This is a genomic window from Pseudomonas sp. HD57-3 (assembly GCF_056113135.1).
Genome location: NZ_CM148568.1, coordinates 6196892 through 6221868 on the forward strand (window position 1 = coordinate 6196892; position 24977 = coordinate 6221868).

Genomic DNA, 24977 nt, shown 5'->3' on the forward strand with positions numbered 1-24977 from the left:
CTTCGCAGCCCGCCACGGGCTGCGAACAGACCCATCACGCCTGAAGGAAAACGCACCATGAACCACGACGTCATCATCACCTGCGCACTCACCGGTGCTGGCGACACGACCGCCAAGAGCCCTCACGTGCCGGTCACCCCGAAACAGATCGCCGCAGCTGCGGTGGAAGCGGCCAAGGCCGGCGCCACGGTCGTGCACTGCCACGTCCGTGACCCGCAGACCGGCAAGTTCAGCCGTGACGTGGCGCTGTACCGCGAAGTCATGGAGCGCATCCGCGAAGCCGACGTCGACATCATCGTCAACCTCACCGCCGGCATGGGTGGCGACCTGGAAATCGGCCCGGGCGAGAACCCGATGGAGTTCGGCCCGAACACTGATCTGGTCGGCCCGCTGACCCGCCTCGCCCACGTCGAAGAACTGCTGCCAGAAATCTGCACCCTGGATTGCGGCACCCTGAACTTCGGCGACGGCGACACCATTTACGTCTCCACCCCGGCGCAACTGCGCGCCGGCGCCAAACGCATCACCGAGCTGGGCGTGAAGGCGGAGCTGGAGATTTTCGACACCGGCCACCTGTGGTTCGCCAAACAGATGATCAAGGAAGGCCTGCTCGACAATCCGCTGTTCCAGCTGTGCCTGGGCATCCCGTGGGGCGCGCCGGCCGACACCACCACCATGAAAGCCATGGTCGACAACCTGCCCGCCGATGCGGTGTGGGCCGGGTTCGGCATCGGCCGGATGCAGATGCCGATGGCCGCGCAAGCGGTGCTGCTCGGCGGCAACGTGCGAGTCGGTCTGGAAGACAACCTGTGGCTGGACAAAGGCGTGCTGGCGACCAACGGCCAACTGGTCGAACGCGCCACTGAGATCCTCAGCCGCCTCGGCGCCCGCGTGCTGACCCCGGCTGAAGGTCGCAAGAAAATGGGCCTGACCCAGCGCGGCTGAAATCACTCTTTCCCCCGGTGGGCGGGCCATTGACGCCCACCGTTTTTTTGCCTCATTCCAGGAAGTGACCATGAGCTTTATCACCGAAATCAAAACCTTCGCAGCACTGGGCAGCGGCGTCATCGGCAGCGGCTGGGTCGCCCGCGCCCTCGCCCATGGCCTCGACGTGGTGGCCTGGGACCCGGCGCCGGGTGCCGAAGCGGCGCTGCGCAAACGCGTGGCCAACGCCTGGGGCGCACTGGAGAAAAACGGTCTGGCGCCGGGCGCTTCGCAGGATCGCCTGCGCTTTGTCGCGACCATTGAAGAATGCGTGCGCGATGCGGACTTCATCCAGGAAAGCGCCCCGGAACGCCTCGAACTGAAACTGGAGCTGCACAGCAAAATCAGCGCGGCGGCCAAACCGAATGCGTTGATCGGCTCCAGCACTTCTGGCCTGCTGCCGAGCGAGTTCTACGAGAGTTCGACCCACCCGGAACGCTGCGTGGTCGGTCACCCGTTCAACCCGGTTTACCTGCTGCCGCTGGTGGAAGTGGTCGGCGGCAAGAACACCGCGCCGGAAGCCGTGCAGGCCGCGATGAAAGTCTACGAATCCCTCGGCATGCGCCCGCTGCATGTGCGCAAGGAAGTGCCGGGCTTCATCGCCGACCGCCTGCTCGAAGCGCTGTGGCGTGAGGCGCTGCATCTGGTCAACGACGGCGTGGCGACCACGGGTGAGATCGATGATGCAATCCGCTTTGGCGCCGGTCTGCGCTGGTCGTTCATGGGCACGTTCTTGACCTACACCCTGGCCGGTGGCGATGCCGGCATGCGCCACTTCATGTCGCAGTTCGGCCCGGCGCTGCAGTTGCCGTGGACGTACCTGCCGGCACCGGAACTGACCGACAAGTTGATCGACGATGTGGTGGATGGCACCAGCGATCAACTGGGCCGGCACAGTATTTCGGCGCTGGAGCGCTATCGTGATGATTGCTTGCTGGCGGTGCTTGAGGCGGTGAAGACCACGAAAGAAAAGCACGGGATGAGTTTCAGCGAGTAATCGATCGTTCCCACGCTTTGCGTGGGAATGCAGCCCGGGACGCTCTGCGTCCCAGAAGCGTGACGCAGAGCGTCACAGGAGGCGTTCCCACGCAGAGCGTGGGAACGATCGCATCAGGAGAAAATATGCCCACACTCACCACCTACCAAACCCGCATCATCCCCGACTGGGTCGACTACAACGGCCACCTGCGCGACGCCTTCTATCTGCTGATCTTCAGCTACGCCACCGACGCCCTGATGGACCGTCTCGGCATGGACAGCAACAACCGCGAAGCCAGCGGTCACTCGCTGTTCACCCTCGAACTGCACCTCAACTATCTGCACGAAGTGAAGCTCGATGCCGAAGTCGAAGTGCGCACGCAGATCATCGGCCACGACCAGAAACGCCTGCACCTCTATCACAGCCTGCACCTGGCCGGCGGTGACAAGGAACTGGCCGGCAATGAACAGATGCTGCTGCACGTCGACCTCGCCGGGCCGCGTTCCGCGCCGTTTACCCCGGACACCCTGGGCCGTCTGCAAGCCATCGTCGCCGAGCAGGCCGACCTGCCCGCGCCTGCTTACATCGGCCGGGTCATCGCCCTGCCCCCAGCCCGGTAAATTCATCCATCGCAAGGAGCCGCCATGCACACCGCCGCTGCAGTTGCCGATTTCCGTACTTATCCGTTGATCAGCGCGCTGAACGGCGTGCAGAACCTGGCGGATCGCGTCCTGATCGAATGGGCCGACGGGCGTGTCAGCCCGTTCCACCACGTGTGGCTGCGCGACAACTGTCCGTGCCCGCACTGCGTCTACAGCGTCACCCGCGAGCAGGTGTTCGAGATCGTCGATACGGCGCAGGATCTGTCGCCCTCCGCCGCACATATCGACACCGATGGCTGCCTGCGCATCGACTGGCAGGACGGCCACCTCAGCCGCTTCGATGCAGGCTGGCTGCGAGCCCACGCCTATGACGACGAATCCCGCGCCGAACGCCTTGCCGCCAAACCTAAACCCTTTCTGTGGCGCAGCGATTTGCAGTTGCCGGTGTTCGACTATTCAGCCCTGATGAACGACAACGCCGCGCTGCTGCAATGGTTGCTGGCGGTACGCGACATCGGCCTGACCCAGGTGCGCGGCGTACCCACCGAACCCGGCTCGCTGAAGCTGATCGCCCAGCGTATTTCGTTCATCCGCGAGAGCAACTTCGGCGTGCTGTTCAACGTGCAATCCAAGGCCGACGCCGACAGCAATGCCTACACCGCTTTCAACCTGCCATTGCACACGGACCTGCCGACCCGCGAGCTGCAACCGGGGCTGCAATTTCTGCATTGTCTGGTGAACGATGCCGAGGGTGGCGAGAGCATTTTCGTCGACGGTTTTGCGATTGCCGAAGCGTTGCGTCAGGAAGATCCATCGTCGTTTCAGGCGCTGTGCGAGATCCCGGTGGAGTTTCGCAACAAGGACCGCCACAGCGACTATCGCTGCCTGGCGCCGGTCATCGCTCTGGATGCCTTGGGCCGGGTCGCAGAAATCCGCATGGCCAACTTTCTGCGCGGGGCGTTCGACACGTCAGTGGAGCAAATGCCCGTGCTGTATCGCGCTTACCGGCGCTTCATCGCCATGACCCGCGAGCCACGTTTCCGGGTCATGCAACGACTCAATCCGGGCGAGCTGTGGTGCTTCGACAACCGCCGCACCCTGCACGCGCGCAATGCGTTCGACCCGGCCACCGGAGCCCGGCATTTTCAGGGCTGCTACATCGACCGGGATGAACTGCTGTCGCGGATTCTGGTGTTGCAGCGCTAGACCGCGTCAGCCTTATTCGCGAGCAAGCCCGCTCCCACATTTCACCGCGTCCCCATGAATGAACGCGGTCACCTGTGGGAGCGGGCTTGCTCCGGGCGGCGTTCCGACGAAAGCGTCAGATCCAGCAACACACCTCTCCCGGATTCGCAGGCAAAAAAAGCCCCGATACAAGCCGTGACAGGATCGGGGCGAGGGTACTGTTGAGGAGCTGCCGTGGCGAGGGTGACCAAACCTTCGTGAAGCGAGCTGGGTCCAGTGTGCCCACTCCCCTTGCCGGCAAGTTAGCCGAAAACGACATGCTCATAGCCAATGTGGACACTGCGACAAATCGCCCTTGCCGTGCCTGGGCATGCCTACCAGAATCGAGCCACGACCTCCGTTGCCGAAGAAGGACTCGCGTCATGATGTATGCCGATTTGATCGATCAGGAAGACCTGTTGGGCCAGCTCAAGTCGTTGGGATTCGAAGTACCGTCGGGCTCCACCGCCCAGCAGGCCTGCGAGTGCGCGGTGCGGGGTCTGGACGATGTCCGCGCCAACACACTGCGCACCATGGTCAAGCAAATGTACACCAGCAGCGCGAGCATCCAGCCGACCGTGCGCGAAGCCATCGACAAGCAGCTGCTGCCGGCACTGGCGCAGTATCAGCAAACCCGCGCCTGACATCTGACCCAAAAAAAAGATCGCAGCCTGCGAGAGTGCCTTTCCTGAAGGCGCTGTCGCAGGCTGCGATCTTTCGTTTTAGAGGCGCACGCTGGCGAAGGTCGACTCGTTGCGTGCCTGGCTCAGCGCCGACATAGGCCCGGACAGCGGCGACATCACGATGGCCTGCGGCAGCGGCATCATTGCCACCTGCTGAGTGGTGTTGGAGCCGACGCGCTCGTCACGCGGCGGAATGCCGAAGTATTCGCGGTAGCACTTGGAGAAGTGCGGTGTCGAGACGAAGCCGCAGACCGACGCCACTTCGATGATCGACATCGGCGTCTGCTTCAGCAGTTGTCGCGCACGGATCAGACGCAGCTTGAGGTAGTAGCGCGACGGTGAGCAGTGCAGGTATTTCTGGAACAGGCGCTCGAGCTGGCGACGGGACACGGCGACGTACACCGCCAGCTCGTCGAGGTCGATCGGCTCTTCCAGGTTGGCTTCCATCAGCGCGACGATTTCCTGCAGTTTCGGCTGGTTGGTGCCGAGCATGTGCTTGAGCGGCACACGCTGGTGATCCTGCTCGTTGCGGATGCGTTCGTAGACGAACATTTCCGAGATCGCGGCGGACAGTTCACGGCCGTGATCGCGGCTGATCAGGTGCAGCATCATGTCCAGCGGCGCGGTGCCGCCGGAGCTGGTGAAACGGTTGCGGTCGAGGGTGAACAGACGGGTGCTCATCGCAACGCGCGGGAAAGCTTCCTGCATCGCCGCCAGACATTCCCAGTGCACGCTGCAATCAAAACCGTCGAGCAGGCCGGCGCAGGCCAGGGCCCAGCTGCCGGTGCACACGGCGCCGAGGCGTCGCGACTGACGCGCCTGGCTTTGCAGCCACGAGACGTGTTCACGGGTAACGGTGCGTTGAATGCCGATCCCGCCGCACACGATGATGGTGTCGAGGGCCGGGGCTTTGTGCATGGAGGCGTCGGGGGTGATCTGCAGACCGTCACTGGCCCAAACCTGGCCGCCATCGACAGTGAGGGTGGTCCAGCGATACAGCTCGCGACCGGACAACTGGTTGGCCATCCGCAGCGGTTCGACTGCGGAAGCCAGGGAAATCAGCGTGAAATTGTCCAGCAGCAGAAAGCCGATGGATTGAGGCGCACGGTTCTGGGGTTGAGCCCCGGAGTTGAACGACGTCATCGCGGTATCTCCTCACACAAAGCGGGTGATGGCCTCAGGCGGAGGCTCTTGTTATTGCCATCGTTCTCTTGCGTGAGACGGGCTTTGTTATGACAGAGCAATTGCCATGCCTAAATTTGAATGGCTGTTCAATAACTCCTGAAAACGACGTCGCGACGCGTCTATACAAGCGCTCCGACGAAAGGTAATTCGAAGTGCCATCAGCGGCCTCGAATGCCCTGCTCCGAAGCGTGTGAGCAAATCGGTAGCACTTGTGGGAACTGGCCTGCGCACGATTGTCCTACAGTGTCACCGCAGGCACGGGTGACGGACGGTAGCGCCTGCGAATCAGGCGCTGGAGGTGGGAAAGACTCTTATCTGATAGCGACGCGCCAAAAGGTGGCGCGTTTTATTGCCGATGCTCACTTGGTGCGCAGTTTTGACTGGTCCGAGGTTATCGAAGGAATCAGCATTCAACCGCGCTGACCGCCAACCCGCCCCGCGATGTCTCTTTATATTTGTCATGCATGTCGGCGCCGGTGTCGCGCATGGTGCGAATCACCCGGTCCAGCGAAATAAAGTGCTGACCATCCCCGCGCAAGGCCATCTGCGCCGCGTTGATCGCCTTCACCGCCGCAATCGCATTGCGCTCGATGCATGGCACTTGCACCAGGCCACCCACCGGATCGCAGGTCAGACCCAGGTTGTGTTCCAGACCGATTTCCGCCGCGTTGCACAACTGCTCGGGACTCGCGCCGAGGATTTCCGCCAGCCCTGCCGCCGCCATTGCGCAGGCCGAGCCGACTTCACCCTGACAACCGACTTCGGCGCCGGAGATCGAAGCGTTCTTCTTGCACAGAATCCCCACCGCTGCGGCGCCGAGGAAGTAGTCGACCACGTTGGCGTCGGTCACTGCCTCGCTGAATTTCATGAAGTAATGCAACACCGCCGGAATGATCCCCGCCGCGCCATTGGTAGGTGCGGTAACCATGCGCCCGCCGGCGGCGTTCTCTTCGTTCACCGCGAGGGCGAACAGGTTGACCCACTCCATCGCGCTGAGGGTCGAGCCGATCACGTTGGGCTTGTTCAATTCCTGAAGACTGCGGTGCAACTTCGCCGCGCGGCGGCGCACGTTGAGGCCGCCGGGCAGGATGCCTTCGTGCTTGAGGCCCTGCTCGACGCAATCCTGCATCGCCCGCCAGAGTTTCATCAGGCCGGCGCGGATTTCCTCTTCGCTGCGCCAGACCTTCTCGTTGGCCATCATCAATTCGGCCACGCGCAGGTTGTGGGTTTTGCACAGTTCCAGCAGCTCCACCGCGCTGGAAAAGTCATAAGGCAACTCGGTGCGATCCAGATCCACCACGCCGCTGGAGGCCTGCGCCTCATCGACCACAAAACCGCCGCCGACCGAATAGTAGGTGTCGCGATGCAGCTCGCCGTGATCGCCTTCGGCAACCAGGGTCATGGCGTTGGGATGGAACGGCAGGTTCTCGTCGATCAGGCGCATGTCGCGACCCCATATAAAGGGCACCGACAAACGACCGTCGAGCAACAGCGTGTGGGTTTCACGCAGTGCCTGGATCCGCGGGCCGATTTGCGACGGGTCGATCGCGTCCGGCCACTCGCCCATCAGGCCCATGATCACCGCGTTGTCGCTGCCGTGACCGACACCGGTGGCCGACAGCGAACCGAACAGCTGCACCTCGATGCGGCGCACCTGCTCCAGTAGATGTTTGTCGCGCAACGACTCGACGAACAGGGCGGCGGCGCGCATGGGCCCGACGGTGTGGGAACTGGAAGGGCCAATGCCGATTTTGAACAGGTCGAAAACGCTGATAGCCATTGCTGCAGAGCTCCTGAGAGTGCCGGTCCGGGGCGTGAAGCGCCCGCTGGCGGAGCTGCTACGCTCAAGCTGCGATCCGCCGGAATGCCCGCATCATCGGGCTTTTCCCGGGTCGCTCGGCGTCTGACACCGACGCACTCATGCCCACTAACGCCGTGCCGGTTTCAGCCCGTGTTTCCGCCGTTTTTATGCGGTTCAGATGGCCAGACAGGGCAGAAAAAAGCTGTAAACGACGTCACTGACACTGGATGCGACCATCCCTGTACTGGATACGACGCACCCTGTAGGCGTCAGATTTTCACTGGTACATGATCGTATCGACTCGATTGCAAGGCGCTGCGGTAGAGCTGTCTCCAGAACGCCATCCAACCGCAACCCATAAGTGCGGTGGTCCAATCGGAACACTGCCAAAAAAAACACCAAGGAGTCCATTCATGAAAGGTTCCCCGTCGTTGTTGTTGGCCGCCATGCTGAGTCTGCCGTTACTGGCTCAAGCCGCAGAACCGGCGCAGTGCAGTACCGTGAACTTCTCCGATGTCGGCTGGACCGACATCACCGCAACCACCGCCACCACCTCCGTCGTGCTTCAGGCCCTCGGCTACAAGACCAAGACCACCATGATTTCCGTACCCGTGACCTACAAGTCGCTGGCCGACGGTAAGAACATGGACGTGTTCCTCGGCAACTGGATGCCGACCATGGAAAACGACATCAAGGCCTACCGCGACGCCGGCACCGTGGAAACCGTGCGCACCAACCTCAAGGGCGCCAAGTACACCCTCGCCGTTCCCCAGGCGTTGTATGACAAGGGTCTGCACGACTTCGCCGATATCGCCAAATTCAAGAAAGAACTCGACGGCAAGATCTACGGGATCGAGCCGGGCAACGACGGCAACCGCCTGATCCAGAGCATGATCGACAAGAACGCCTTCGGCCTGAAAGACGCCGGCTTCAAGGTCGTCGAATCCAGCGAGGCGGGCATGCTGTCGCAGGTCGACCGCGCGCAGAAACGCGACACCGCCGTGGTGTTCCTCGGCTGGGCGCCGCACCCGATGAACAAGCGCTTCAAGATTCAGTACCTGACCGGCGGCGATGACTTCTTCGGCCCGGATTTCGGCGCCGCCACCGTGGCGACCAACACCCGCAAGGGCTACGCCGAGGAATGCAGCAACGTTGGCCAGCTGCTGAAAAACCTGGAGTTCACCGTCGACATGGAAAGCGAACTGATGGGCAACATCCTGGACGACAAGATGAAGCCTGACGCGGCCGCCAAGGCCTGGCTGAAAAAGAATCCACAGGTGCTCGATACCTGGCTCGCTGGCGTGACCACCATTGACGGTAAACCTGGCCTGGAGGCCGTGAAAGCCAAGATTGCCCAGTAATCGCTTATGCCGGACGGCTCACGCCGTCCGGGCTGTTTATTTCCTTGCATGCGGACGTTCACTACCATGCTGATTGATCAGAAAATCCCTTTAGGCCAGTACATCGCGGGCTTCGTTGAATGGTTGACGCAACACGGCGCCAACACCTTCGACGCAATCGCCGTGACCCTGGAAACGATGATCCACGGCGTGACGTTTGCGCTGACCTGGTTCAACCCGCTGGTGCTGATCGGCCTCATCGCCCTGCTGGCCCACTTCATTCAACGCAAATGGGGCCTGACCGCGTTCGTGGTCGCCTCCTTCCTGCTGATCCTCAATCTGGGGTACTGGCAGGAAACCATGGAAACCCTCGCCCAGGTCATGTTCGCGACCCTGGTCTGCGTGGTCATCGGCGTGCCGCTGGGCATCGTCGCCGCGCACAAACCGATGTTCTACACTTTGATGAGGCCGGTACTCGATCTGATGCAGACCGTACCGACCTTCGTTTACCTCATTCCTACCCTGACCCTCTTCGGGCTGGGCGTGGTACCGGGCCTGATCTCGACGGTGGTGTTCGCCATCGCCGCGCCGATCCGCCTGACCTACCTGGGCATCCGCGATGTCCCGCAAGAACTGATGGACGCCGGCAAGGCCTTCGGCTGCTCGCGTCGCCAACTGCTTTCACGGATCGAACTGCCTCACGCCATGCCGAGCATCGCGGCCGGCATCACCCAGTGCATCATGCTGTCGCTGTCGATGGTGGTGATCGCGGCCCTGGTGGGCGCCGACGGACTCGGCAAACCGGTGGTCAACGCACTGAACACTGCTGATATCGCCCTGGGCTTCGAAGCGGGCCTGGCGATCGTACTGCTGGCGATCATGCTCGACCGTATCTGCAAACAACCCGACGCCAAAGTAGGGGGTGACGCATGAGCATAATTCGCTTCGATAACGTTGACGTGATCTTCACCAAGGATCCGCGCGAAGCACTGAAACTTCTCGATCAAGGCTTGACCCGCAGTGAGATCCTGAAAAAGACCGGACAGATCGTCGGCGTTGAAAAGGCCAGCCTGGACATCAACAAAGGCGAGATCTGCGTGCTGATGGGCCTCTCCGGCTCCGGCAAGTCGAGCCTGCTGCGCTGCATCAACGGCCTCAACACCGTGAGCCGCGGCAAGCTGTTCGTCGAACACGAAGGCAAGCAGATCGACATCGCCTCCTGCACCCCGGCCGAGCTGAAAATGATGCGCACCAAACGCATCGCGATGGTGTTCCAGAAGTTCGCCCTGATGCCCTGGCTGACGGTGCGCGAGAACATCAGTTTCGGTCTGGAAATGCAGGGTCGTCCGGAGAAGGAACGGCGCAAGCTGGTCGATGAAAAACTCGAACTGGTGGGCCTGACCCAGTGGCGCAACAAGAAGCCCGACGAGCTGTCCGGCGGCATGCAGCAGCGTGTCGGCCTGGCCCGCGCGCTGGCGATGGACGCTGACATTCTGCTGATGGACGAACCTTTCTCGGCCCTCGACCCGCTGATCCGTCAGGGTCTGCAGGATGAACTGCTGGAACTGCAACGCAAGCTGAGCAAGACCATCGTATTCGTGAGCCACGACCTCGACGAGGCGCTGAAACTCGGCAGCCGCATCGCGATCATGAAGGACGGCCGGATCATCCAGTACAGCGTGCCGGAAGAAATCGTGCTCAACCCGGCGGACGATTACGTGCGCACGTTCGTCGCCCACACCAACCCGCTGAACGTGCTGTGCGGTCGCAGCCTGATGCGCACCCTGGACAACTGCAAACGCATCAACGGTTCGGTGTGCCTGGATCCGGGCGGCGATTCGTGGCTGGACCTGGCCGAGGGCAACACCATCAAGGGTGCGCGGCAGAACGGTTCGGTGCTGAACCTGCAGAACTGGGCACCGGGGCAAGCCGTGGAAGGGCTGGAGCGCAAACCGACGCTGGTGGACTCGAACATCGGCATGCGCGACGCGTTGCAGATCCGTTACCAGACCGGCAACAAACTGGTGCTGCACGACAACAACCATGTGGTGGGGATTCTTGGGGACAGCGAGCTGTATCACGCGCTGCTCGGCAAGAACCTGGGGTAAAGAGAGCAGACACAAAAACGCCGCGAGAGGATCGCGGCGTGATCGTTCCCACGCTCCGCGTGGGAATGCAGCCCGGGACGCTCCGCGTCCCAAATCAAAAGCCGAACGCGGAGCGTCCGTTGAGGCATTCCCACGCAGAGCGTGGGAACGATCAGACACAAAAAAGGGGCTCAACTTGAGCCCCTTTGTATTCCCGCACAACGTGCAGGAAAGATCACTTCACAACTCAGCTATAGACCCGGCCAAGGAGCTGCCGATGGCTTTCAAACTGATCGAGCACATCGCGTGTGATCTGATCCTGTGTGAAGCCCATCAGGTCGTAGTCCTGGCTGCCGTTGTGCAGGTACACCTCGGCGCGGTAGAAACGCTGGCGCGCTTCATCAGACTGAACCGACTCGCTCGGGGTGGCCAGGTAGCCGTCCAGGCTCACTTCGTAGACAAAAGGGTTGCCCTCTTCCATCTCGACCCGCACGCCCATGCAGCGCTTGGACTTGCCCAGCAGCGTCTGCACTTCCAGACCCTGTGCACGCATTTGCGCAGCAGCATCTTCCAGCGCCGGGCTGACGTGTTTGTCCATGAAGCGCTGAACCACCGACTGGCTCGGTTGCAGATCCAGCTGGGTCAGGCGCTCGCTGAAACCACGACGACCGCGTTCAGCCAGTTGCGCCTGCTCCTGTTCGATCTGCATGTCCTGGCGCATCGCCTTGTGCAGGCCGAACATGAAGCACACCAACACCACCGAGAACGGCAGACCGGCCAGCACCACCATGGTCTGCATGGCTTCGAAGTTACCGGCGAACAGCAGGCCGATGGTCACCAGCGTGATCACGACCGACCAGAAGATCCGCAGCCAGTGCGGGGCGTCTTCGTCGACGTTGCCGCCCTTGCAGGACAGGTTCGCCATCATCACCGCGCCGGAGTCGGCCGGGGTCAGGAACAGCACGAAACCAACGAAGATCGACACACCGATGACGACTTTCGACGCCGGGTAGTGTTCCAGCAACTGATAGATCGCCATCGACGGCTGTTCCAGCGCCGTCTTGCCGAGTTCCACCGCGCCCTGGTTCATCACCAGATCCAGCGCCGAGTTACCGAAGATCGACAGCCACGCCAGGGTGAAACCCAGCGGAATCAGCAGCACGCCAGCCACCAGCTCACGCACGGTACGACCACGGGAAATACGCGCGATGAACATGCCGACGAATGGGGCCCAGGAAATCCACCACGCCCAGTAGAACAGAGTCCACAGGCCCAGCCAGCGGTCGGACTTCTCACTGTCGCCTTCATAGACGTACAGGTCGAAAGTCTTCAGCACCACGCCGTTGAGGTAGTCGCCGATGTTCTGCACGAAGCCATTGAGCAGGTGCAGGGTCGGGCCGAACAGCAGGACGAAAATCAGCAGGCCGCTGAACAGGATGATGTTGAGGTTGGACAGACGACGGATGCCGTTTTCCACACCGGACACGGCAGCGATGGTCGCCACGGTGCTCATCACGATGATCACGATCAGCAGGTTGGTGTTGCTGTGTTCCATGCCGAACAGGTTTTCCAGGCCCGAAGACACTTGCAGCGAGCCGATCCCCAGGTTGGTCACCAGACCCAGCAGGGTCACGAACATGCCGAAACCGTCCACCGCATGACCGGCAGCGCCCTTGACCCAACGCTCGCCCACCAGCGGATACAGCGCCGAACGCAGTGCCAGCGGCTGGTTATGACGGTAAGCGAAATAGGCCACGGCCAGACCGACCAGTGCGTAGATCGCCCAGCCGTGCAGGCCCCAGTGCAGGAAGGTCAGTTGAACAGCCTGACGTGCCGCCATGTTGGTAGCGGACGCGCCTTCCGGCGGATTGAAGTAGTGATCCAGCGGCTCGGACGCACCGAAGTACAGCAGCGAAATACCGATACCCGACGAGAACAGCATCCCCGCCCAGGCGCCGTAGCTGAAATCCGGGGTGTCGTCCTTGCTACCCAGTTTGAGTTTGCCGTAGGAGGAAAACGCCAGGCCCACCACGAATACGAGGTAAGCGGCGATCACCACCATGTAGTACCAGCCGAAGCTGCGGGACAACCAGGCCTGAGCCACTCCCAGCATTCTGCCGGCCTCTTGCGGGGCGATGATCAGAATGGCGGTCAACAACAGAATCAGCGCGGTAGAGGTGTAGAACACCCAACCGTTGACCGTCACCTTCTCGGGCGGGGTCTTTATAAGCGAGGCAGAACTCATGGCACAAATGCTCCAGGCAGTGCGAGAGAAGAACACAAGGCAACACGGAACCCGACCAATCGGTTAGTTGGCAGCCGACCGGCGGGTGATATAAAGACACCCCGAAAAAAGCCCGAACCTGCAGAGATGGCACCGCGAATCGCCGTCGTGGCCGAGGCATGGACGTTCATCCGAAACCTGGCCTTGAGCGTCTTGCCCATTCAACACGTCCATCGAACGTCGAACCGCGCCTTGCCCCGCGCAGGTTTCGAGCATTTTCGGATGTCGGTTTATCGCCACTTACACGTAAGAAAATTCTGTAGGCAGCGACGATTTGTCGCAGATCTTATTCTTTGTTGATTGAACGTTCAATCAAAACAAAATAGACTGGCCCTCAATCCGATAGGCGTCATTCGCCCGTCGGAAGGCCTAAGGAGATGTGCAAGATGCCCAAGGTCGGTATGCAACCCATCCGCCGCCAACAACTGATCGAAGCCACTTTGCAGGCGGTTGATCAGGTCGGAATGGGGGACGCCAGCATTGCGCTGATCGCCCGTTTGGCCGGTGTCTCGAATGGCATCATCAGTCACTATTTTCAGGACAAGAATGGCCTGATCGCCGCCACGATGCGGTATCTGATGACCGCCCTCAGCGAGAGCGTCACCGCGCGCCGTCAGGCGCTGGCAGACAGCAGCCCCCGGGCGCATCTGCAGGTGATCATCGAAGGCAACTTCGACGCCAGCCAGGTCAATGGCCCGGCAATGAAAACCTGGCTGGCCTTCTGGGCCACCAGCATGCACCAGCCGTCTTTGCACAGGTTGCAGCGGATCAACGATCACCGTCTGTATTCCAACCTGTGCTGCGAGTTCCGCCGTGTGTTGCCGCTCGAAGATGCGCGCACCGCCGCCCGTGGACTGGCAGCTCTGATCGACGGTTTGTGGTTGCGCGGCGCGCTGTCGGGAGACGCTTTCGACACTGCGCAGGCGCAACAGATCGCTTACGAATACATGGATTTCCAATTGGCCAAGCAGGTGAGCTAGAGCACAGAGAAAACGCTCGGCCCCTGAACTGTCACCGACCAGTGATGCCACAGCTATATGGCTCACCCGGTGACCAACGCCAACCACTAATGCACTTGCGAGGACACTATGGCCCGTTTCGAACTGCAAAAACTCTACATCGATGGCGCGTACTCCGACGCCGGCAGCGATGCCACCTTCGAAGCCATCAACCCGGCTAACGGTGAAGTCCTCGCACAAGTGCAACGTGCGACCAAGGAAGACGTCGAGCGTGCTGTGGTCAGCGCCGAAAAGGGCCAGAAAATCTGGGCCGCGATGACCGCCATGGAGCGTTCGCGCATCCTGCGTCGCGCCGTCGACATCCTGCGCGAGCGCAACGATGAACTGGCTGCCCTGGAAACCCTGGACACCGGTAAAGCCTTCTCCGAAACCAAGTACGTCGACATCGTCACCGGCGCCGACGTGCTGGAATACTACGCAGGCCTGGTACCCGCCATCGAAGGCGAGCAGATCCCGCTGCGTGACACCGCATTCGTCTACACCCGTCGCGAGCCGCTGGGCGTTGTCGCCGGTATCGGCGCGTGGAACTACCCGATCCAGATCGCCCTGTGGAAATCCGCTCCAGCCCTGGCGGCCGGTAACGCGATGATCTTCAAGCCAAGCGAAGTCACCTCGCTGACCACCCTGAAACTGGCCGAGATCTACACCGAAGCCGGCGTTCCGAATGGCGTGTTCAACGTTCTGACCGGCAGCGGCCGTGAAGTCGGCACCTGGCTGACCGAGCACCCGCGCATCGAGAAGATCTCCTTCACCGGCGGCACCGACACTGGCAAGAAAGTCATGGCCAGCGCTTCGGCTTCGTCGCTCAAAGACGTGACCATGGAACTGGGCGGCAAGTCCCCGCTGATCATCTGCGACGACGCCGACCTGGATCGCGCCGCCGACACCGCCATGATGGCCAACTTCTACAGCTCCGGTCAGGTCTGCACCAACGGCACTCGCGTGTTCGTGCCGAGCCACCTGAAAGCCGCTTTCGAAGCCAAGATCGTCGAGCGCGTTGCCCGCATCCGCGTTGGCAACCCGGAAGACGAAAACACCAACTTCGGCCCGCTGGTCAGCTTCCCGCACATGGAAAGCGTGCTGGGCTACATCGCCAAGGGTAAAGAAGAAGGCGCCCGCGTTCTGTGCGGCGGCGAACGTCTGACCGACGGCGAATTCGCCAAAGGCGCGTTCGTGGCTCCGACCGTGTTCACCGACTGCACCGACGACATGACCATCGTCCGTGAAGAAATCTTCGGCCCGGTGATGGCGATCCTGACCTACGAAACCGAAGAAGAAGTGATCCGTCGCGCCAACGACACCGACTTCGGCCTGGCCGCCGGTATCGTCACCCGCGACCTGAACCGCGCCCACCGCGTGATTCATCAACTGGAAGCCGGTATCTGCTGGATCAACGCCTGGGGCGAGTCCGACGCAAAAATGCCGGTTGGCGGTTACAAGCAGTCGGGCGTCGGCCGTGAGAACGGCATCAGCTCGCTGAACAACTTCACTCGCATCAAATCGGTACAGGTCGAGCTGGGCGATTACGTCTCGGTGTTCTAAGACCCGCCATTGTGTGCTGCCCGCGAAGCCGCCTTCGCGGGCAAGCCCGCTCCCACAAGGGAAGCGCTGGCTGTCTGACCTGACCAACTTCAAAGAGGGTGCATTCAATGTCCCAAGAATTCGATTACATCATCGTCGGTGCCGGCTCTGCCGGTAACACCCTGGCGACCCGTCTGACTGAAGACGAAGGCGTCACCGTCCTGCTGCTCGAAGCCGGTGGCCCGGACTACCGTTTCGACTTCCGCACGCAAATGCCGGCAGCCCTGGCATTCCCGCTGCAAGGCCGTCGCTACAACTGGGCGTACGAAACCGATCCGGAGCCACACATGGACGGTCGCCGGATGGAATGCGGTCGCGGCAAGGGCCTCGGCGGTTCCTCGCTGATCAACGGCATGTGCTACATCCGTGGCAACGCGATGGACTACGACGGCTGGGCGAAACTGCCAGGCCTGGAAGACTGGACCTACCTCGACTGCCTGCCGTACTTCCGCAAAGCGGAAACCCGCGACATCGGCCCGAACGACTACCACGGCGGCGAAGGCCCGGTCAGCGTGACCACGCCGAAGGCGGGCAACAACCCGCTGTTCCACGCCATGGTTGAAGCTGGCGTGCAAGCCGGTTACCCGCGCACCGAAGACCTGAACGGCTACCAGCAGGAAGGCTTCGGCCCGATGGACCGCACCGTGACGCCGAAAGGCCGTCGTGCTTCCACCGCCCGTGGTTACCTGGACGTGGCCAAGAAGCGTTCGACCCTGACCATCGTCACTCACGCCCTGACTGACAAGGTTCTGTTCGAAGGCAAGCGTGCCGTTGGCGTGCGTTACCTGGTCGGCGCCGCTGAAGAGCGCGTCGAAGCCCGTGCCCGCAAAGAAGTCATCGTCTGCTCCGGCGCGATCGCTTCGCCGCAACTGCTGCAACGCTCCGGCGTCGGCCCGGCAAAACTGCTGGAAAGCCTCGACATCCCGGTCGTTCACGATCTGCCAGGCGTCGGCGAAAACCTGCAGGATCACCTCGAGCTGTACCTGCAATACGCTTGCACCCAACCGGTCTCGCTGTACCCGTCGCTGCTCTGGTACAACCAGCCGGCCATTGGTGCCGAGTGGCTGTTCAACGGCACCGGCATCGGCGCCAGCAACCAGTTCGAAGCCGGCGGTTTCATCCGTACTCGCGAAGAGTTCGAATGGCCGAACATCCAGTACCACTTCCTGCCGGTGGCGATTAACTACAACGGCAGCAACGGTGTGAAAGAACACGGCTTCCAGGCGCACATGGGTTCCATGCGTTCGCCGAGCCGCGGTCGCATCCAGGTCAAATCCAAGGATCCGCGCCAGCACCCGAGCATCCTGTTCAACTACATGGCCACCGAGCAGGACTGGCAGGAGTTCCGCGACGGCATCCGCCTGACCCGTGAAATCATGCAACAGCCTGCACTGGACGCTTTCCGTGGCCGTGAAATCAGCCCGGGCATCGACGTGCAAACCGATGAGCAGCTGGACAAGTTCATCCGCGAGCACGCCGAAACCGCGTTCCACCCGTCCTGCTCGTGCAAGATGGGCACCGACGACATGGCGGTAGTGGATGGCGAAGGCCGCGTGCATGGCATGCAGGGTCTGCGTGTGGTCGATGCCTCGATCATGCCGATCATCACCACCGGCAACCTGAACGCGCCGACGATCATGATGGCCGAGAAAATCGCCGACAAGATCCGTGGCCGTCAGCCGCTGCCGCGCAGCAAGGCGCCGTACTACGTTGCTGGCGATGCGCCGGTGAAAGGCAAGGCACTGCGTGATGTGAGTGCTGTTGCTCAGTAAGTCGTAATACTCTAAGGATCGTTCCCACGTCGAGGCGTCGAACCGTCTGCGTGGGAATGCATCCCGTGACGCTCCGCGTCACAAAGCGGACGCGGAGAGTCCATGGCGGCGTTCCCACGCAGAGCGTGGGAACGATCTGCTGTTATCAGAGTAAATCCTCCTACACCCCCTCTTCACTTGATCCTACCCCCTCGCAGGCCTACTCTAGTCCTCGCCCAATCGTTTCACCCCCTCCCCGCCGAATTCGCTTCGCCGCTACTCCCATAACAAGGAGGTTTCCCTGATGTTCGATTTCCACTCCCAGCTCAAGCAGCGCTTCGCTGCCTTGCGCACGGGCGCCGAATTTTTTTCCTTGCGGTATGTCCGCGAGTCCGGCCAGTACCTGTCGGTGCGCAAGAACGTCGCCGAACCGCCGAGCCTGAGCCGCGACGAAGGCGCGATGCTCACCGTTCGCGTCAACGGCGTCGAAGCCTACGCTGCGACCAATGACCTGTCGCAACAAGGCCTGCAAGCCGCCCTTGAGCGTGCCGAGCAACAGGCCCGGCGGATCAAGCCCCACGCCCTGCTCGACCTGAGCCAGCAGCCGGTGTCCAGTGACCGCGCCGACTACTTTTCACCCAATCTCAAACAACCCTTTCCGTCCCTGAGCGAATGCTTCGAGCTGCTCGGCGCGGAATCCGCCTCGGTGCCAAAGGATGAGCGCCTGGTGAATTGGGAAGTGAGCATCGGCATCACCCACGTCGAACAGATCTACCTGAGCAGCGCCGGCGCCGAATTGCGCCAGGCCCAGCGCTTCGTCTATCCGGGCCTCGACGTCACCGCCTATGACGGCAACGACAGCCAGACCCGCAGCCTCGGCCGCGAGAACTTCGGCCAGCAGGGCGGCGCCGACGTGATCAGCCGCTGCGGTTTGATCGGTGCCGGCCCGCAAGTCGCCGATCAGGCGCTGCAATTGCTGCTCGCGCCGAACACTCCGCAAGGCCCGCGCGACCTGCTGCTGATGCCCGACCAGATGATGCTGCAGATCCACGAATCCATCGGTCACCCGCTGGAGCTCGACCGGATCCTCGGTGACGAGCGCAATTACGCCGGCACCAGTTTCGTCAAAGCCTCGGATTTCGGCAGCCTGCAATACGGCTCGAAACTGCTCAACGTGACGTTCGATCCGGGCATTCCCGAAGAGCTGGCGAGTTACGGTCACGATGACGACGGTTCCAAGGCCAGCAAGCAGTTTTTGATTCACGAAGGCCTGCTGGTCCGGCCGTTGGGCGGTGCTCTGTCGCAGTTCCGCGCGGGTCTGGACGGCGTCGCCAACAGCCGCGCCTGTGGCTGGAACCGCCCACCGATCGACCGCATGGCCAACCTCAACATCGAGCCGGGCGACCAGCCGCTGGAACAACTGATCGGCGGCATCGAAAACGGCATTCTGATGAGCACCAACCGCTCATGGTCGATCGACGATGCACGCAACAAATTCCAGTTCGGCTGCGAATGGGGCCAGTTGATCGAAAACGGCGAACTCAAGGGCGTGGTGAAAAACCCGAACTACCGGGGCATTTCCGCGCACTTCTGGAAGAGCCTGCGCGCCGTCGGCAACGCCGGCACCACTCAGGTGCTGGGCACGCCGAACTGCGGCAAGGGCGAACCGAACCAGGTGATCCGCGTCGGCCATGCGTCGCCGGCCTGCGTGTTCAGCAATGTTGATGTGTTTGGGGGAGACGCCTGATGAGTATTTCCAAGAACCCGTCCGAGGCGTTCAAGGTGCTGGTCAACTGGCTGCGCGATGCCGTGCGCGAGCCGGAACAGTTCACCCTGAGTTACGACGCCGAATCGTCGGCCTTCGTCCGTTTCAACCACGCCAAGGTGCGTCAGGCCGGGCAAGTGCAGCAAGCCGGTATCGGTCTGAAACTGATCGACGACGGTCGCCATGCGGACCTGCACATCACCCTGTCCGGTGAGCAGGCCACCGACCTGCAACGTCTCGCCGAAGGTTTGCAGCAACTGCGCGAAACCCTGCCGCTGCTGCCGCAGGACCCGTACCTGCTGCTCAACCACAACGGCTGGCAGAGCAAGAATGTGCAGGAGCATCCGCTGCCGGATACCGAGCAAGTTGTCGCTGAAATCGCTCAAGCGGCCGAAGGCCTGGATCTGGTCGGTTTCTACGCTGCTGGCCCCATCAGCCGTGGCTTCGCCAGTTCTTCCGGCGCATTCGGCTGGCATCAGGCCAACAGTTTCAACTTCGACTTCAGCCTGTTCCACGAGAACGGCGAAGCGGTGAAGGCCAGCTACGCCGGGCATGACTGGAACAGCGAAGACTTCGCCAAACGCATCCAGCAGGCCCGCGAACAACTCGAGTTTCTCGGTCGCCCGCTGCGCACCCTGCCGCCCGGCCAATACCGCGCCTATCTGGCGCCCGCAGCCCTGGAAGAAATCATGGGCATGTTGTGCTGGGGCGGTTTCTCGGCGCAGTCGATTGCCAGCAAAAGCAGCCCGTTGCAGAAGCTGTATGCCGGCGATCAGGCGTTCAGCCCGCTGGTGTCCCTCGACGAAAAAGTCAGCGACTCGCTGAGCCCGGCGTTTTCCGGTGAGGGTTACCCGCGCAGCGATCTGCGGCTGATCATCGAAGGCAAGGCGGGTGATCAGTTGGTGGGTTCGCGCAGTGCTGCCGAATACGGTCTGACGGCCAACGGTGCAGGCGGTGGCGAATCGCCGAGCGCGCTGAACATGGGCGCAGGCGATCTGCCGCAGGCCGAGATCCTCAAACAGTTGGGCACCGGGTTGTACATCAGCAATCTGTGGTACCTGAACTTCTCTGATCAACCGGCGGCGCGACTGACCGGCATGACCCGGTTTGCCACGTTCTGGGTCGAGAATGGCGAGATTCAGGCGCCGGTCAGCACCATGCGTTTCGACGACAGCGCCTACAGCCTGCTGGGTTCGCAGCTGGAAGCGTTGACCGCCGAGCGGGAATTGCTGCTGTCGGCGAGCACCTATAGCCAGCGCAATACCTCGTCGGCGCTGTTGCCGGGGGCGCTGGTGAGCCGATTGACCCTCACTCTCTAACCCTTCGACCTGATCGTTCCCACGCTCTGCGTGGGAATGCAGCCCGGGACGCTCTGCGTCCCAGCCAAAAGCGGACGCGGAGCGTCCGTTGAGGCATTCCCACGCGGACGGTTCGACGCCTCGACGTGGGAACGATCAATCAACCAACAAGAGGTTCCATGCCCAACCGCCCGCCTCTCGACGCCATCACCGCCCGCTGGTTGCCGTGGGTCGTCGCCATCGCTTTCTTCATGCAGTCCCTCGACGGGACCATCCTAAACACCGCCCTGCCGGCCATGGCCAGGGACCTGGCCGAAGACCCGCTGCGCATGCAGGGCGTGATCATCGCCTACATGCTCACCGTGGCCCTGCTGATTCCGGCCTCAGGCTGGATCGCCGACCGCTTCGGCACCAAGAAAATCTTCTTCGGCGCGATCCTGCTGTTCAGCCTCGGCTCGCTGCTCTGCGCCTTGTCGAGCAGCCTGAGCATGCTGATCGGTGCGCGAGTGATTCAGGGTCTCGGCGGTGCGCTGATGCTGCCGGTCGGGCGTTTGGTGGTGCTACGCGCCTACCCGCGCTCGGAACTGGTGCGGATCATGGGCTTCATTACCATTCCCGGCCTGCTCGGCCCACTGATCGGCCCGACCATGGGCGGCTGGATGGTCGAATACCTGACGTGGCACTGGATCTTCCTGATCAACCTGCCGGTCGGCGTCATCGGTTGCTACGCGGTGTGGAAATTCATCCCCGACCTGCGCGGCACCGAGCGCACGCGTTTCGATAGCCTCGGTTTCCTGCTGTTCGGCGCGGCGATGGTGCTAATCACTATCGCCATGGAAGGCCTCGGCGAACTGCACCTGCCGCACCTGCGGGTGATGCTGTTGCTGTTCGGCGGTATGGCGTGTCTGGCGGCGTACTGGTTGCGCGCCGGGCACATTGAAAACCCGCTGTTCGCGCCGTCGCTGTTCAAGACCCGCACCTTCGCGGTGGGCATTCTCGGCAACCTTTTCGCCCGGCTTGGTAGCGGCGCCCTGCCGTTTCTGGTGCCGTTGCTGCTGCAAGTGGCGCTGGGGTATTCGCCGTCCCAGGCCGGGATGAGCATGTTGCCTTTGGCCGCTGCGGCGATGGTCGCCAAGTGGGGCGCGCGGCCGCTGATCGAGCGTCTGGGCTATCGCATCGTGCTGACCGGCAACACGCTGTTTCTGGGGATCATGCTGGCGAGCATGGGCCTGGTCAGCGAGCAGACGCCGTACTGGTTGCTGCTGTGCCTGCTGGCGATTCTCGGGGCGATCAATTCGCTGCAATTCACCGCGATGAACACCGTGACCCTGATCGACCTCGACGACGCCAGCGCCAGCAGCGGCAACAGTTTGCTGTCGGTGGTGGCGCAGTTGTCGCTGAGCCTCGGGGTGGCGTGCGCCGGTGCGCTGCTCGGCGGCTTTACGGCAGAGATCGGCAATGACGGCGTTGAGACCGTGTTGGGCGCGTTTCAACTCACGTTCGTGACCGTTGGGATCATGGCGATGCTCGCTGCGACCATTTTTTCTCAACTTTCAAAGAATGACGGACGGCGAGTCAGACGTCCGGAAGAACACATCGAGTCTTAGGGCTATTGGCCACCGGGCTGGTACACTGCGCGACATTTTGTTTTGCAGGCCAGTCCCGTGACCACCATCGCCACCGCTTTTAATACTTTGCCGCTGTCCGCCGCCATGCTGGCTAACCTCGACTCCCTCGGTTATGCCCAGATGACGCCGATCCAGGCGCAGAGCTTGCCGGTGATCCTCAAGGGGATGGACCTGATCGCCCAGGCCAAGACCGGCAGCGGCAAGACCGCCGCGTTCGGCATCGGCCTGCTGAACCCGATCAATCCGCGCTACTTCGGTTGCCAGGCGCTGGTGATTTGCCCGACCCGGGAACTGGCTGACCAGGTCGCCAAGGAAATCCGTCGTCTGGCCCGTGCCGAAGACAACATCAAGGTCCTGACCCTGTGCGGCGGCGTGTCGTTCGGCCCGCAGATTGGCTCGCTGGAGCACGGCGCGCACATCATCGTCGGCACTCCGGGCCGCATCCAGCAGCACCTGCGCAAGGGTTCGCTGGTTCTCGACGGCCTCAACACGCTGATCCTCGACGAAGCCGACCGCATGCTCGACATGGGTTTCTACGACGCCATCGAAGACATCATCGAGCAGACCCCGGCCCGTCGTCAGACCCTGCTGTTCTCGGCCACCTACCCGGTGGGCATCAAGCAACTGGCGTCGAAGTTCATGCGCGATCCGCAAACGGTGAAAGCCGAAGCGTTCCACGACGATACCCAGATCGAACAGCGCTTCTACGAGATTTCCCCGGAAGAGCGCATGAGCGCGGTGACCAAGGTCCTGCACCACTTCCGCCCGGCCTCCACCGTGGCGTTCTGCTTCACCAAGCAGCAAGTGCAGGAAACCGTCGATCACCTAACCTCCAAAGGCATTTCCGCCGTCGGCCTGCACGGCGATCTGGAACAGCGTGACCGCGATCAGGTGCTGGCGATGTTCGCCAACCGCAGTACTTCGGTACTGGTTGCCACCGACGTTGCCGCCCGTGGTCTGGACATCGATGCACTGGACATGGTGATCAACGTCGAACTGGCCCGCGATTCGGAAATCCACATTCACCGTGTTGGCCGTACCGGTCGTGCCGGCGAAAAAGGTATCGCGGTCAGCCTCGTGGCGCCGTCCGAAGCGCACCGCGCGCAAGCCATCGAACAATTGCAGAAAACCCCGCTGAACTGGGATCAGGTGGATAACCTCAAGTCCCAGGGCGGTGCCCCGCTGCAACCGCCGATGAGCACGCTGTGCATCGCTGGCGGGCGCAAGGACAAGGTGCGTCCGGGCGACATTCTTGGTGCACTGACCGGTGAAGCCGGCATTCCGGGCGCCCAGGTCGGCAAGATCGCGATCTTCGACTTCCAGTCCTATGTGGCGGTTGAGCGCACCGTGGTCATGCAGGCGCTGCAGCGCTTGAATAACGGCAAGATCAAGGGTCGTTCGCTGCGCGTTCGCGTCTTGTAAGCGGTCTACCATCCAAGGAAGATCCCCTGTGGGAGCGAGCCTGCTCGCGATGGCGGACTGTCAGCCAACAACTATGTTGCATGTGCCGACCTCATCGCGAGCAGGCTCGCTCCCACATTGGTTTCCGGTGAATTTGAATTTTGTGTGAGGACACCGTTTTGCGCTCTACCGAAGTCGTGATCATTGGCGCTGGCGCCGCAGGGTTGATGTGTGCACTGACCGCCGCCGGGCGCGGGCGTCAGGTGATGCTGCTCGACCACGCGAACAAGGCCGGCAAGAAAATCCTGATGTCCGGCGGTGGGCGCTGCAACTTCACCAACATGTACACCGAACCGAGCAATTTTCTCTCGCAGAATGCGCACTTCTGCAAATCCGCGCTGGCCCGCTACACCCAATGGGATTTCATCGGCATGGTCGCCAAGCACGGCGTGCCGTATCACGAGAAAAAACTCGGCCAACTGTTCTGCGATAACAAATCCAGCGACATCCTCGGCATGCTGCTGGACGAGTGCGATCAGGTCGGCGTCAATCTGCACCTCGACACGTCGATCCAGACCATCGAGAAGGTCGAGGGCGGTTACCTGCTCGACACGACTCTCAGCCAGATCCAGTGCCAGTCGCTGGTGATCGCCACCGGCGGCCTGTCGATCCCGACGCTGGGCGCGACCGGTTTCGGTTATCAGGTCGCCAAACAGTTTGGTCATGACCTGCTGCCGACCCGCGCCGGTCTGGTGCCGTTCACCATCACCGATCAGCTCAAGGATTTGTGCACCGAGCTGTCCGGCACCTCGGTGGATTGTCTGGTCAGCTGCAACGACCAGAGCTTTCGCGAGAACATCCTGTTCACTCACCGTGGTCTGAGCGGGCCTGCGATTCTGCAGATTTCCTCGTTCTGGGAGCCGGGCGACACGGTCGAAATCAACCTGCTGCCCGACCACGACGCCGCGAGCTGGCTGCAACAGCAAACCGCCGAGCGCCCGAACAGTGAACTGAAAACCCTGCTCGGCGAAATCTTCACCAAGAAGATGGCCAACCTGTTGGCGGACAACTGGTTCGTCTCCAAACCGATGAAGCAGTACACCCACACCGAACTGGCGGACATCGCCGAAAAGCTCGGCAGCTGGAAAGTCGTCCCGGCCGGCACCGAAGGCTACCGCACCGCCGAAGTGACGCTGGGTGGCGTCGACACCCGCGAAGTCTCGTCCAAGACCATGGAATCGCTGAAAAGCCCGGGCCTCTACTTCGTTGGTGAAGTGCTGGATGTCACCGGGCATCTCGGCGGATTCAACTTCCAGTGGGCGTGGGCCTCTGGCTACGCGGCGGCACAATACGTCTGATTCGAAG

19 protein-coding genes are annotated in these 24977 nt (G+C 61.9%); 16 read left to right on the forward strand and 3 right to left on the reverse strand.

Features of this window, described 5'->3' with window-relative positions:
- The first annotated feature begins 57 nt into the window (after positions 1-57).
- The 5 genes from cdhC (at position 58) to AC0R79_RS28195 (ending at position 4433) form a co-directional block, all read left to right on the forward strand.
- Positions 58-945, forward strand: coding sequence for a 3-dehydrocarnitine:acetyl-CoA trimethylamine transferase CdhC (cdhC, locus tag AC0R79_RS28175; RefSeq protein WP_064380223.1), 888 nt, complete (start codon positions 58-60; stop codon positions 943-945).
- A 70-nt stretch (positions 946-1015) separates the two neighbouring features.
- Positions 1016-1981 carry an L-carnitine dehydrogenase gene (locus AC0R79_RS28180; RefSeq protein ID WP_007959763.1) on the forward strand — a complete coding sequence of 322 codons (966 nt, stop codon included), beginning with the start codon at positions 1016-1018 and terminating at the stop codon, positions 1979-1981.
- A gap of 125 nt (positions 1982-2106) precedes the next feature.
- The gene (locus AC0R79_RS28185; RefSeq protein ID WP_064380221.1) at positions 2107-2583 is read left to right on the forward strand and encodes a thioesterase family protein; all 477 of its coding nucleotides are present in this window, start codon (positions 2107-2109) and stop codon (positions 2581-2583) included.
- 24 nt (positions 2584-2607) lie between these two features.
- Positions 2608-3771 (forward strand): gamma-butyrobetaine dioxygenase, encoded by a 1164-nt coding sequence (locus AC0R79_RS28190; protein ID WP_474732558.1) that lies wholly within the window; start codon positions 2608-2610, stop codon positions 3769-3771.
- A gap of 401 nt (positions 3772-4172) precedes the next feature.
- Positions 4173-4433 carry a hypothetical protein gene (locus AC0R79_RS28195; RefSeq protein ID WP_007959758.1) on the forward strand — a complete coding sequence of 87 codons (261 nt, stop codon included), beginning with the start codon at positions 4173-4175 and terminating at the stop codon, positions 4431-4433.
- Between the two features lie 78 nt (positions 4434-4511).
- Here AC0R79_RS28195 and gbdR read toward each other — a convergent pair whose 3' ends face one another.
- Both gbdR and AC0R79_RS28205 read right to left on the reverse strand, forming a co-directional pair.
- Positions 4512-5615 carry a choline metabolism transcriptional regulator GbdR gene (gbdR, locus tag AC0R79_RS28200; RefSeq protein WP_007959756.1) on the reverse strand — a complete coding sequence of 368 codons (1104 nt, stop codon included), beginning with the start codon at positions 5613-5615 and terminating at the stop codon, positions 4512-4514.
- 445 nt (positions 5616-6060) lie between these two features.
- On the reverse strand, positions 6061-7437 hold the full coding sequence (locus AC0R79_RS28205; RefSeq protein ID WP_007959754.1) for an L-serine ammonia-lyase: 1377 nt from the start codon (positions 7435-7437) through the stop codon (positions 6061-6063).
- A gap of 434 nt (positions 7438-7871) precedes the next feature.
- On the opposite strand from AC0R79_RS28205, the gene AC0R79_RS28210 reads away from it, so the two are divergent.
- The 3 genes from AC0R79_RS28210 (at position 7872) to choV (ending at position 10906) form a co-directional block, all read left to right on the forward strand.
- A complete protein-coding gene (locus tag AC0R79_RS28210) occupies positions 7872-8819 on the forward strand; it encodes a choline ABC transporter substrate-binding protein (RefSeq protein WP_085746647.1) in 948 nt (315 codons plus the stop codon).
- 66 nt (positions 8820-8885) lie between these two features.
- The gene (gene choW, locus AC0R79_RS28215; protein ID WP_007959749.1) at positions 8886-9731 is read left to right on the forward strand and encodes a choline ABC transporter permease subunit; all 846 of its coding nucleotides are present in this window, start codon (positions 8886-8888) and stop codon (positions 9729-9731) included.
- The gene (choV, locus tag AC0R79_RS28220; RefSeq protein ID WP_007959747.1) at positions 9728-10906 is read left to right on the forward strand and encodes a choline ABC transporter ATP-binding protein; all 1179 of its coding nucleotides are present in this window, start codon (positions 9728-9730) and stop codon (positions 10904-10906) included. Before choW ends, choV begins: the two co-directional genes overlap by 4 nt.
- Before the next feature lie 226 nt (positions 10907-11132).
- On the opposite strand, the gene AC0R79_RS28225 is transcribed toward choV, so the two are convergent.
- The gene (locus tag AC0R79_RS28225) at positions 11133-13073 is read right to left on the reverse strand and encodes a BCCT family transporter (protein ID WP_223290698.1); all 1941 of its coding nucleotides are present in this window, start codon (positions 13071-13073) and stop codon (positions 11133-11135) included.
- A 482-nt stretch (positions 13074-13555) separates the two neighbouring features.
- On the opposite strand from AC0R79_RS28225, the gene betI reads away from it, so the two are divergent.
- From betI to AC0R79_RS28265, 8 genes are all read left to right on the forward strand, one after another.
- Positions 13556-14149, forward strand: a complete 594-nt coding sequence (gene betI, locus AC0R79_RS28230; protein ID WP_007959743.1) for a transcriptional regulator BetI — start codon at positions 13556-13558, stop codon at positions 14147-14149.
- A gap of 108 nt (positions 14150-14257) precedes the next feature.
- Positions 14258-15730, forward strand: a complete 1473-nt coding sequence (betB, locus tag AC0R79_RS28235) for a betaine-aldehyde dehydrogenase (protein WP_007959741.1) — start codon at positions 14258-14260, stop codon at positions 15728-15730.
- Positions 15731-15837: 107 nt separating this feature from the next.
- Positions 15838-17541, forward strand: coding sequence for a choline dehydrogenase (betA, locus tag AC0R79_RS28240; protein WP_474732559.1), 1704 nt, complete (start codon positions 15838-15840; stop codon positions 17539-17541).
- 283 nt (positions 17542-17824) lie between these two features.
- Positions 17825-19267 (forward strand): TldD/PmbA family protein, encoded by a 1443-nt coding sequence (locus AC0R79_RS28245; protein WP_474732560.1) that lies wholly within the window; start codon positions 17825-17827, stop codon positions 19265-19267.
- On the forward strand, positions 19267-20604 hold the full coding sequence (locus AC0R79_RS28250; RefSeq protein ID WP_007959735.1) for a TldD/PmbA family protein: 1338 nt from the start codon (positions 19267-19269) through the stop codon (positions 20602-20604). Before AC0R79_RS28245 ends, AC0R79_RS28250 begins: the two co-directional genes overlap by 1 nt.
- 158 nt (positions 20605-20762) lie before the next feature.
- The gene (gene mdtD / locus AC0R79_RS28255; protein WP_007959733.1) at positions 20763-22190 is read left to right on the forward strand and encodes a multidrug transporter subunit MdtD; all 1428 of its coding nucleotides are present in this window, start codon (positions 20763-20765) and stop codon (positions 22188-22190) included.
- A 57-nt stretch (positions 22191-22247) separates the two neighbouring features.
- Entirely contained in the window at positions 22248-23633 is a 1386-nt protein-coding gene (dbpA, locus tag AC0R79_RS28260; protein ID WP_007959732.1) for an ATP-dependent RNA helicase DbpA, read from the forward strand.
- 158 nt (positions 23634-23791) lie between these two features.
- Positions 23792-24970 carry a BaiN/RdsA family NAD(P)/FAD-dependent oxidoreductase gene (locus tag AC0R79_RS28265; protein ID WP_474732561.1) on the forward strand — a complete coding sequence of 393 codons (1179 nt, stop codon included), beginning with the start codon at positions 23792-23794 and terminating at the stop codon, positions 24968-24970.
- Positions 24971-24977: the final 7 nt, after the last annotated feature.

Excerpts from the sequence above, each read along its gene's own strand:
- gbdR (WP_007959756.1), bottom strand. The coding sequence starts at position 5,615 with ATGACGTCGTTCAACTCCGGGGCTCAACCCCAGAACCGTGCGCCTCAA.
- AC0R79_RS28205 (WP_007959754.1), bottom strand. The coding sequence starts at position 7,437 with ATGGCTATCAGCGTTTTCGACCTGTTCAAAATCGGCATTGGCCCTTCC.
- AC0R79_RS28210 (WP_085746647.1), top strand. The coding sequence starts at position 7,872 with ATGAAAGGTTCCCCGTCGTTGTTGTTGGCCGCCATGCTGAGTCTGCCG.
- AC0R79_RS28180 (WP_007959763.1), top strand. The coding sequence starts at position 1,016 with ATGAGCTTTATCACCGAAATCAAAACCTTCGCAGCACTGGGCAGCGGC.
- betA (WP_474732559.1), top strand. The coding sequence starts at position 15,838 with ATGTCCCAAGAATTCGATTACATCATCGTCGGTGCCGGCTCTGCCGGT.
- AC0R79_RS28195 (WP_007959758.1), top strand. The coding sequence starts at position 4,173 with ATGATGTATGCCGATTTGATCGATCAGGAAGACCTGTTGGGCCAGCTC.
- AC0R79_RS28190 (WP_474732558.1), top strand. The coding sequence starts at position 2,608 with ATGCACACCGCCGCTGCAGTTGCCGATTTCCGTACTTATCCGTTGATC.
- cdhC (WP_064380223.1), top strand. The coding sequence starts at position 58 with ATGAACCACGACGTCATCATCACCTGCGCACTCACCGGTGCTGGCGAC.
- choW (WP_007959749.1), top strand. The coding sequence starts at position 8,886 with ATGCTGATTGATCAGAAAATCCCTTTAGGCCAGTACATCGCGGGCTTC.
- AC0R79_RS28185 (WP_064380221.1), top strand. The coding sequence starts at position 2,107 with ATGCCCACACTCACCACCTACCAAACCCGCATCATCCCCGACTGGGTC.
- betI (WP_007959743.1), top strand. The coding sequence starts at position 13,556 with ATGCCCAAGGTCGGTATGCAACCCATCCGCCGCCAACAACTGATCGAA.
- AC0R79_RS28245 (WP_474732560.1), top strand. The coding sequence starts at position 17,825 with ATGTTCGATTTCCACTCCCAGCTCAAGCAGCGCTTCGCTGCCTTGCGC.
- mdtD (WP_007959733.1), top strand. The coding sequence starts at position 20,763 with ATGCCCAACCGCCCGCCTCTCGACGCCATCACCGCCCGCTGGTTGCCG.
- betB (WP_007959741.1), top strand. The coding sequence starts at position 14,258 with ATGGCCCGTTTCGAACTGCAAAAACTCTACATCGATGGCGCGTACTCC.
- AC0R79_RS28250 (WP_007959735.1), top strand. The coding sequence starts at position 19,267 with ATGAGTATTTCCAAGAACCCGTCCGAGGCGTTCAAGGTGCTGGTCAAC.
- choV (WP_007959747.1), top strand. The coding sequence starts at position 9,728 with ATGAGCATAATTCGCTTCGATAACGTTGACGTGATCTTCACCAAGGAT.